Here is a 5,532-nt window from a genome sequence, read left to right as displayed (position 1 = left end):
AGGGCGGAGAGGAAGTCAATGGATGCGCACCGTCGACATCCCCGACGGGTCGGCGCTCATCGCCCGCGGTGGGAAGCCGGTCATGCCCCTCGGCATGGCGCTGGACCTCCTGTTGGACATCGCCCAGCACCCGATCTGCGCCCGAGAGCTGGCCGCCGCGCTCGGCAAGCCCGTCGGCGAGGTACGGGCCGAACTTCGCAGGAAGCAGACCGCCGGGACCGTCGCGTCCCACGATCGCCGCTGGAGCGCCGCATGATCCCCGCCCGAAATGTCGACGCCGGAATGCGGATCCGTGTCGCCGGCCACACCCACACCGTTCGTTCCGCCACCACCGCCCGTGTCGTCACCCTGATCGGTGGCGACCGGAAGATGCGGCTCCTGGAACTGGCGGACGGCACCCGGTACGACGTGCCGATCGGCAGCCGGGTCGAGGTCGCCGGGCGAGGCCAGGCATGACCGCCACCGCGCCGGCCAGCCCGGTTTTCCGGATGTACGCAGGCAACACCACCCGCGCCTACGCAATCCGCCGACGGCGGCTCATCCACTCGGCCTACGCGAGCACAGTCAACGGCGCCGTCGTCCCCTCCGACCGGGCGCTCTGTGGAGTCAAGATCGGCGACGCGGCACCGCAACCCTTTCTCGGCGTCGGAGCCTGCCCGCGGTGCGAACGGCTGCACCCGCGCTTCTGGGCAGAGCGATGACCGCTTCTATCGCCCCGGCCGCCACCACGGCGGCCGGGGCCACCCCCCTCTCCGCGCTGAACCTGCCCCGCCGGGCCATGACCGGGCTGAAACTCCGGGGCATCAGCACGGTCGAAGCGGTCGAAGCCGCGTCGGACACGGAGCTGCTCGACGCGCGGAGCGTCGGACCGGGCACGTTGCTGCTGATCCGCGGTGCGGTGCACCAGTACCGGCAGGGCCTGACGCCGTCCGGCGCGACCATGGCGGCTCCGCGGACGCAGGTCGTCACGGCGGCGCTGCAGTACGCAGCAGCAGCGTGGAACGGCGACCCCCGCGGCGACGCGGCCGACACTGCGGCGGCCGTTCTCGACGCGGCCGTGGTCCGGTACATGCAGGCCCGGGACGGCGCCCGGTGACCGTCTCTCTCGCATACGGCCTCATGTTCGTCGCCCACTACGCCGGCTTGGCGGGCTTCGTCGTGGCGACGTTCCGCGGGTCGCCGCGGCAGGTCGTCGCGCAGACGTTCGCCCCATGGCTGGCCTGCACGTCCGCCGGCATGGCCTGTGTGTCCTGGGCCCGCGCGGACCTGCCCCTCGCCGGGATACAGATTTTCACCGCGGTGCTGTGGACGCTCACCTGGTGGATCAACCGGCCGCCGCGCCCACCTCGCCGTAAGCGGGCCTTGCGCCCTTCTCCGGGCGGTGCTTGGTGAGCGCATCCTGTCCCGGCCACGACCCAGACGGGCGCTGCGGAGGCGGCCGTAGCTGCGGAGTCCACGGCGAGCCACTGTGCCTCGCCAGCGAACCAGACCCAACGGGGGAAACGATGACCGATGAGACACGCCCGGCGCTGACGGCCGGATACGCCCGGCTGGCACTCGACGAAGTCCGCGAACTGGCCGCCGAGCTCGCCGAGATGGCGGACAGCCTGCCTGCCGACACAGCACTCGCCGACCTGGTCGCCCTGGCCGCGCTGGCTGACAAGGCGACGGAACACCTCGGTGTGCTCCGAGCCGAGGTCGACCGCCGTGCACCCCGGGCATGGGGGTGGGAAGAGAACCGGTTCGACCACCCGGACGGGTGGGTGGCCCGCCGGAAGAAGAACAGCACGAAGCGGCACAACGTGCGCCGGGCGTTCGGACGGGTCGCACAGGTGCTGCTGTGCGACCCGAAGACGGGTGTGTTGGACCTGCCCGGAGTGACCCCGAAGCAGGTCGAAACGATCCTGATCCGCGCGCAGGACTACCTGTCGATCAGTGGGGTGAAGAAGACCGGTTTCGGGAACCGACGCCTCCCCTGGGAGGACCTGATCGACGAGACCGAGAAGCCGGACACGATCGTCGTGGAGAAGGCCCCGAAGGGGGGTGCCCGGTGAGCCGGCGTCCGCCCCCTCGGGCCTGCGGGTGGATGTTGCTCGCTCTGGTCGCGCTTCTCACCCCGCCCGGGATCGCGGCCGGCGGCCTGGCTCTGGCCGACCCGCCTTCGCCGCCCGCCGTGCCCGCGGCCGTCCCGGTGCCGGTGCCGCCTGCCTCCGTGTGCTGGGCGTACATGCCCGGCGGCTCCTGCGTCCCTCTCACCCTGGAGGCCCCCCGTGTCTGATGTCGTCGCCGTGCCGAAGCCGCGGATCTCCCTCGCGCTGGACGAGCTGCGCGCCCAGCGAGACGCCGCCAACCGGCAGTCCGCGAAGCTCGCCGCCGAGCTCGCCGCCGCGTGGCGGGCACTGGAGCGGGTCCGGGACGAGGAGGACGCCAGGCTGGAGGAGTACACGGCCACCGGACGGGACTTCACCCAGCCGGACTCGGTCGTCATCGCCGACGCCGAGCTTCGCAGGAGCAGGTCTTGACCGGCCCGCGGTGCAAGGCTGCCGTGTGCCGGGCGCCGGTCCGCTGGGTCGCCAGCGCATCCACCGGCCGGTGGATGATCCTCGATCCGGGCCCTGTGGACGGCGGGAACGTCGCCCTGGTCGACGACGAGCACGGCAACACGTTCGCGCACGTCAACCCCGGCCCGGAGATCCCCGGACCCCGCTACCAGGTGCACCAGATCAACTGCCCCGCGGCGCGGCAGTTTCAGCAGCAGCCGGGCCTGTTCGAGGACGTGGCTGATGGCTGACTGGCTCGGCCTGAGCTGGTTCGAGGTCGGCCAGCTCGTGACCGCGCTCGCGATGGCCGCCGTGGCGTACGGCCTCGGCTGGTGGGCCCGGGGCCGGCAGTTCCGCACCTACGGCGCTGCACTGCGCTGGCTGGTCGACGACCCGGCTGTCACCCGGCCACGTCACGAATCCGCCGCCACCCTCCCGATCCGCCGCCCATCCCCACCGAAAGGGGCGAAGCACCGTGCCCACTGATCGTTTGACCGCCCTGCGGGTCGTTGACCTGCTCGGCAGGATCGTCGCCGCTCACCCGGGGCGGAGCAGCTCGCGGCATGCGGGTCATGTCCGTGGCGGGGAGCCGGAGAGCCTGGTCGGGCATGTGCTCGTCGCCCACGGGGTCTCCACGGAAACGCTCGCGGCCTGGTGGCACGCCGACGTCTACACCCTGCTCCCCCGGAGCGCCGCCGACGACGGGGCGCGCACGGTGCTCGACGTCGTCGACCAGGTCGACCGGATCGGCGGGGTGCCCTGGCTGCTGATCCTCCCCATCGCGGTCACCGCCGCCGCGAGCACGGTGCGAGCGAAGCCCGACGAAGCCCCGGCGTTCCCCGACCGCTGACCCCGCCGCCCATCCCGTGCCCCGGGCCGCACGACCCCTCACCGCGGCCCGGGGCGCACCCGTAGCCAGAGGAGATCACTTTGAGTGAAATCGTCCCGTTCGAGTTCGAGGGCGCTCCGATCCGCGTCGTCACGATCGACGATGAGCCGTGGTTCGTGGCGACCGACGTGGCCGGCGTCCTCGGCTACCGCGCGGCCAGCGACGCCACGCGCCTGCTGGATGACGATGAGGTTCGTACGCACAAAGTGCGTACGAACAGAGGGTCACGAGACGCTGCGGTCGTCTCGGAGCCGGGCCTCTACGCCCTGATCACGAAGTCCCGCCGCGAGGAGGCGCGCGCCTTCGACCGCTGGGTTCGCCACGAAGTCCTCCCCTCCGTGAGGAAGCACGGTGGCTACCTCACCGACTCGAAGCTCGAAGAGGCGCTCCTCAACCCCGATGTTCTCATCCGCCTCGCGACCGACCTGAAGAGTGAGCGGGAGCGCCGCGAGCTCGCCGAGGCACAGACCGCCCGGGAGGTAGAGCGGCGCCGGGAGCTGGAGCCACTGGCCGCCGCCGGCCGGACGTTCACGGAGATCAGAGGCTCGGTGAGTGTCGCCCAGGCGGCCGGCTACCTTTCCAACGACCTCGGGATCAGAGTCGGACGTGACCGGCTGTTCACGAGGATGCGGGACATCGGCTGGATCTGCCGCGAGGGACGCGGGGCGAAGAAGCACTGGCGCGCGAAGCAGCCTGCGATCGCTGCCGGCCGGCTCAGGGAGTATCCGAACCCGTATATCGACCCGGAGACCGGCGAGAGGGAGTTCGGCGCGCCGACGATCCAGGTCACGAGCAAGGGCCTGGCCGCCCTGTACGCCCGCTACTACGAGGAGGGCCAGGGGCGGATCTGGGAAGACGCCGGCTGATGAAGGGCCGCGGACGGCGCCGGCCGCGCCGGCTTGCGTGCACGGGGAAGAGTCCGCTCACGAGAGCGGCGGCCGAGTGGGTCGCGGAGGCACGGATCGCGGGCGGTGCTCCCGTGTGGGCGGTGCGGGTCTACCGCTGCCAGCACGACCGGTCGCACTGGCATGTCGGCCACGCGCCAGGCGGGATGGCGAGCCGGTGAAACAGCTCTCTCTGTTCGATCTACATCCGGAGCCGGCGCCCGGGATGTCTGCGCGGGAGCTGCTCCGCCGGGACGAAGACCAGCGCGCTGGCCCGTTCGACCGGCCGCGCCGGCTTCCGTCCCGAGCGTCGTGGAACCCGGACGCGATCCCGGACGGGTCGAGCGTGCAGGTGAACACGGCCACCGGGGAAATCATCCGAACGGGCCCGTCGGCCGGGCGTGCCGAGCGGCTCCAGGCGCGCCAGGCCGCCCACGAGCAGCGGGTGGTGGACGAGCGGGCCCGCTACCGGCTGATCGGCCGGAGGGGTGCCGCCGCGGTGCGGGAGGTTCTGCCCCGGCGGACACCGATCGGACTGGAGCGGCCCGCGCGCTATGCCGACTCGTAAGAAGTACTTTTTACGAATATGCTTACGTACGTGAACGAGACCGATCTCCGTGACGCCCTGGCCGGGGCGGTCCGAGCCGAGATGGACAGGCGGAAGCTCACCCCGCGTGACCTTCCTGCCGCCCTTGGCCTGTCTGACGTAACCGTCCGCAAGATCCTGCGGGGTGGGCCCGCCCGATACAGCCTGCATCTCGGGACCTTCCTCCGAGTCGCAGAGTGGGCCGGCGTACGCCTCCACCTCGCACCCGCACGGGCCGACCTCGGGCGGGCCTCGTGAGCCTCACCCGACACACCCCGATGCCGCGCGGCTCAGGCCCGGCACGGCGCACCCCACTCCCCCGAACAGGCCCGATCCGCACGAGCGCGGGCAACGGGAAACCCCGCCCGTGCAGGCCGAAGCCGCCCTCCAACCCGCTACCCGCATCCACCCGCGCCGCCGTGTACGAGCGCGCCGACGGCCGCTGCGAGATCTGCGGCCACCCGCTCCGCGCCGGCTTTCGGTCGGTCCAGCATCGGGAACGCGGCCAGGCCGGCGGCTCCCGCGACCCCCGCCGGCACCGGCTGTCCAACCTGCTCGCCGTCTGCGGCGTGGACAACCACAGCGGATGCCACGGCCGGGCCGACAGCGGCCCGGACCGGTACGGCAACGGCT

General features: G+C 72.1%; 14 protein-coding genes and 1 pseudogene. All 15 read left to right on the top strand.

The features are described 5' to 3' along the window. Nucleotides 1–22: 22 nt before the first annotated feature. A complete protein-coding gene (locus AC08OO_RS13745) occupies nt 23–256 on the top strand; it encodes a hypothetical protein (protein WP_476618602.1) in 234 nt (77 codons plus the stop codon). Then, nucleotides 253–456 (top strand): hypothetical protein, encoded by a 204-nt coding sequence (locus AC08OO_RS13740; RefSeq protein WP_476618601.1) that lies wholly within the window; start codon nt 253–255, stop codon nt 454–456. The genes AC08OO_RS13745 and AC08OO_RS13740 overlap by 4 nt, the downstream gene beginning before the upstream one ends. Beyond that, complete coding sequence (locus AC08OO_RS13735) at nt 453–701, top strand: hypothetical protein (protein WP_476618600.1); 249 nt, start codon at nt 453–455, stop codon at nt 699–701. Before AC08OO_RS13740 ends, AC08OO_RS13735 begins: the two co-directional genes overlap by 4 nt. Beyond that, entirely contained in the window at nt 698–1,096 is a 399-nt protein-coding gene (locus AC08OO_RS13730; protein ID WP_476618599.1) for a hypothetical protein, read from the top strand. Before AC08OO_RS13735 ends, AC08OO_RS13730 begins: the two co-directional genes overlap by 4 nt. Beyond that, nucleotides 1,093–1,392 carry a hypothetical protein gene (locus AC08OO_RS13725; RefSeq protein ID WP_476618598.1) on the top strand — a complete coding sequence of 100 codons (300 nt, stop codon included), beginning with the start codon at nt 1,093–1,095 and terminating at the stop codon, nt 1,390–1,392. The genes AC08OO_RS13730 and AC08OO_RS13725 overlap by 4 nt, the downstream gene beginning before the upstream one ends. Nucleotides 1,393–1,505: 113 nt before the next feature. Continuing rightward, a complete protein-coding gene (locus tag AC08OO_RS13720) occupies nt 1,506–2,054 on the top strand; it encodes a hypothetical protein (RefSeq protein WP_476618597.1) in 549 nt (182 codons plus the stop codon). After that, nucleotides 2,051–2,278 carry a hypothetical protein gene (locus AC08OO_RS13715; RefSeq protein WP_476618596.1) on the top strand — a complete coding sequence of 76 codons (228 nt, stop codon included), beginning with the start codon at nt 2,051–2,053 and terminating at the stop codon, nt 2,276–2,278. The genes AC08OO_RS13720 and AC08OO_RS13715 overlap by 4 nt, the downstream gene beginning before the upstream one ends. Further along, nucleotides 2,271–2,522, top strand: coding sequence for a hypothetical protein (locus AC08OO_RS13710; protein ID WP_476618595.1), 252 nt, complete (start codon nt 2,271–2,273; stop codon nt 2,520–2,522). The genes AC08OO_RS13715 and AC08OO_RS13710 overlap by 8 nt, the downstream gene beginning before the upstream one ends. Next, on the top strand, nt 2,519–2,791 hold the full coding sequence (locus AC08OO_RS13705; RefSeq protein WP_476618594.1) for a hypothetical protein: 273 nt from the start codon (nt 2,519–2,521) through the stop codon (nt 2,789–2,791). The genes AC08OO_RS13710 and AC08OO_RS13705 overlap by 4 nt, the downstream gene beginning before the upstream one ends. Beyond that, entirely contained in the window at nt 2,784–3,026 is a 243-nt protein-coding gene (locus AC08OO_RS13700) for a hypothetical protein (RefSeq protein ID WP_476618593.1), read from the top strand. Before AC08OO_RS13705 ends, AC08OO_RS13700 begins: the two co-directional genes overlap by 8 nt. Further along, nucleotides 3,016–3,390 carry a hypothetical protein gene (locus AC08OO_RS13695; RefSeq protein WP_476618592.1) on the top strand — a complete coding sequence of 125 codons (375 nt, stop codon included), beginning with the start codon at nt 3,016–3,018 and terminating at the stop codon, nt 3,388–3,390. Before AC08OO_RS13700 ends, AC08OO_RS13695 begins: the two co-directional genes overlap by 11 nt. A gap of 80 nt (nt 3,391–3,470) precedes the next feature. Further along, nucleotides 3,471–4,295 (top strand): BRO family protein, encoded by an 825-nt coding sequence (locus AC08OO_RS13690; protein WP_476618591.1) that lies wholly within the window; start codon nt 3,471–3,473, stop codon nt 4,293–4,295. A 196-nt stretch (nt 4,296–4,491) separates the two neighbouring features. Next, nucleotides 4,492–4,881: a hypothetical protein gene (locus AC08OO_RS13685; RefSeq protein ID WP_476618590.1), complete on the top strand. Its 390-nt coding sequence runs from the start codon at nt 4,492–4,494 to the stop codon at nt 4,879–4,881. A gap of 30 nt (nt 4,882–4,911) precedes the next feature. After that, nucleotides 4,912–5,157 carry a hypothetical protein gene (locus tag AC08OO_RS13680; RefSeq protein WP_476618589.1) on the top strand — a complete coding sequence of 82 codons (246 nt, stop codon included), beginning with the start codon at nt 4,912–4,914 and terminating at the stop codon, nt 5,155–5,157. 161 nt (nt 5,158–5,318) lie between these two features. Then, nucleotides 5,319–5,532 (top strand): annotated as a pseudogene (locus tag AC08OO_RS13675) (hypothetical protein); the annotation flags it as partial.

This window comes from Frankia sp. CeCAU1, from assembly GCF_977971845.1.
Note: the sequence above shows the minus strand (reverse complement) of the source record. Positions and strands in the feature narration are given on the sequence as shown.

What these genes read in the sequence shown, in the direction of transcription:
- AC08OO_RS13745 (WP_476618602.1), top strand. Translation starts at nt 23, where the DNA reads ATGCGCACCGTCGACATCCCCGACGGGTCGGCGCTCATCGCCCGCGGT.
- AC08OO_RS13740 (WP_476618601.1), top strand. Translation starts at nt 253, where the DNA reads ATGATCCCCGCCCGAAATGTCGACGCCGGAATGCGGATCCGTGTCGCC.
- AC08OO_RS13735 (WP_476618600.1), top strand. Translation starts at nt 453, where the DNA reads ATGACCGCCACCGCGCCGGCCAGCCCGGTTTTCCGGATGTACGCAGGC.
- AC08OO_RS13730 (WP_476618599.1), top strand. Translation starts at nt 698, where the DNA reads ATGACCGCTTCTATCGCCCCGGCCGCCACCACGGCGGCCGGGGCCACC.
- AC08OO_RS13720 (WP_476618597.1), top strand. Translation starts at nt 1,506, where the DNA reads ATGACCGATGAGACACGCCCGGCGCTGACGGCCGGATACGCCCGGCTG.
- AC08OO_RS13700 (WP_476618593.1), top strand. Translation starts at nt 2,784, where the DNA reads ATGGCTGACTGGCTCGGCCTGAGCTGGTTCGAGGTCGGCCAGCTCGTG.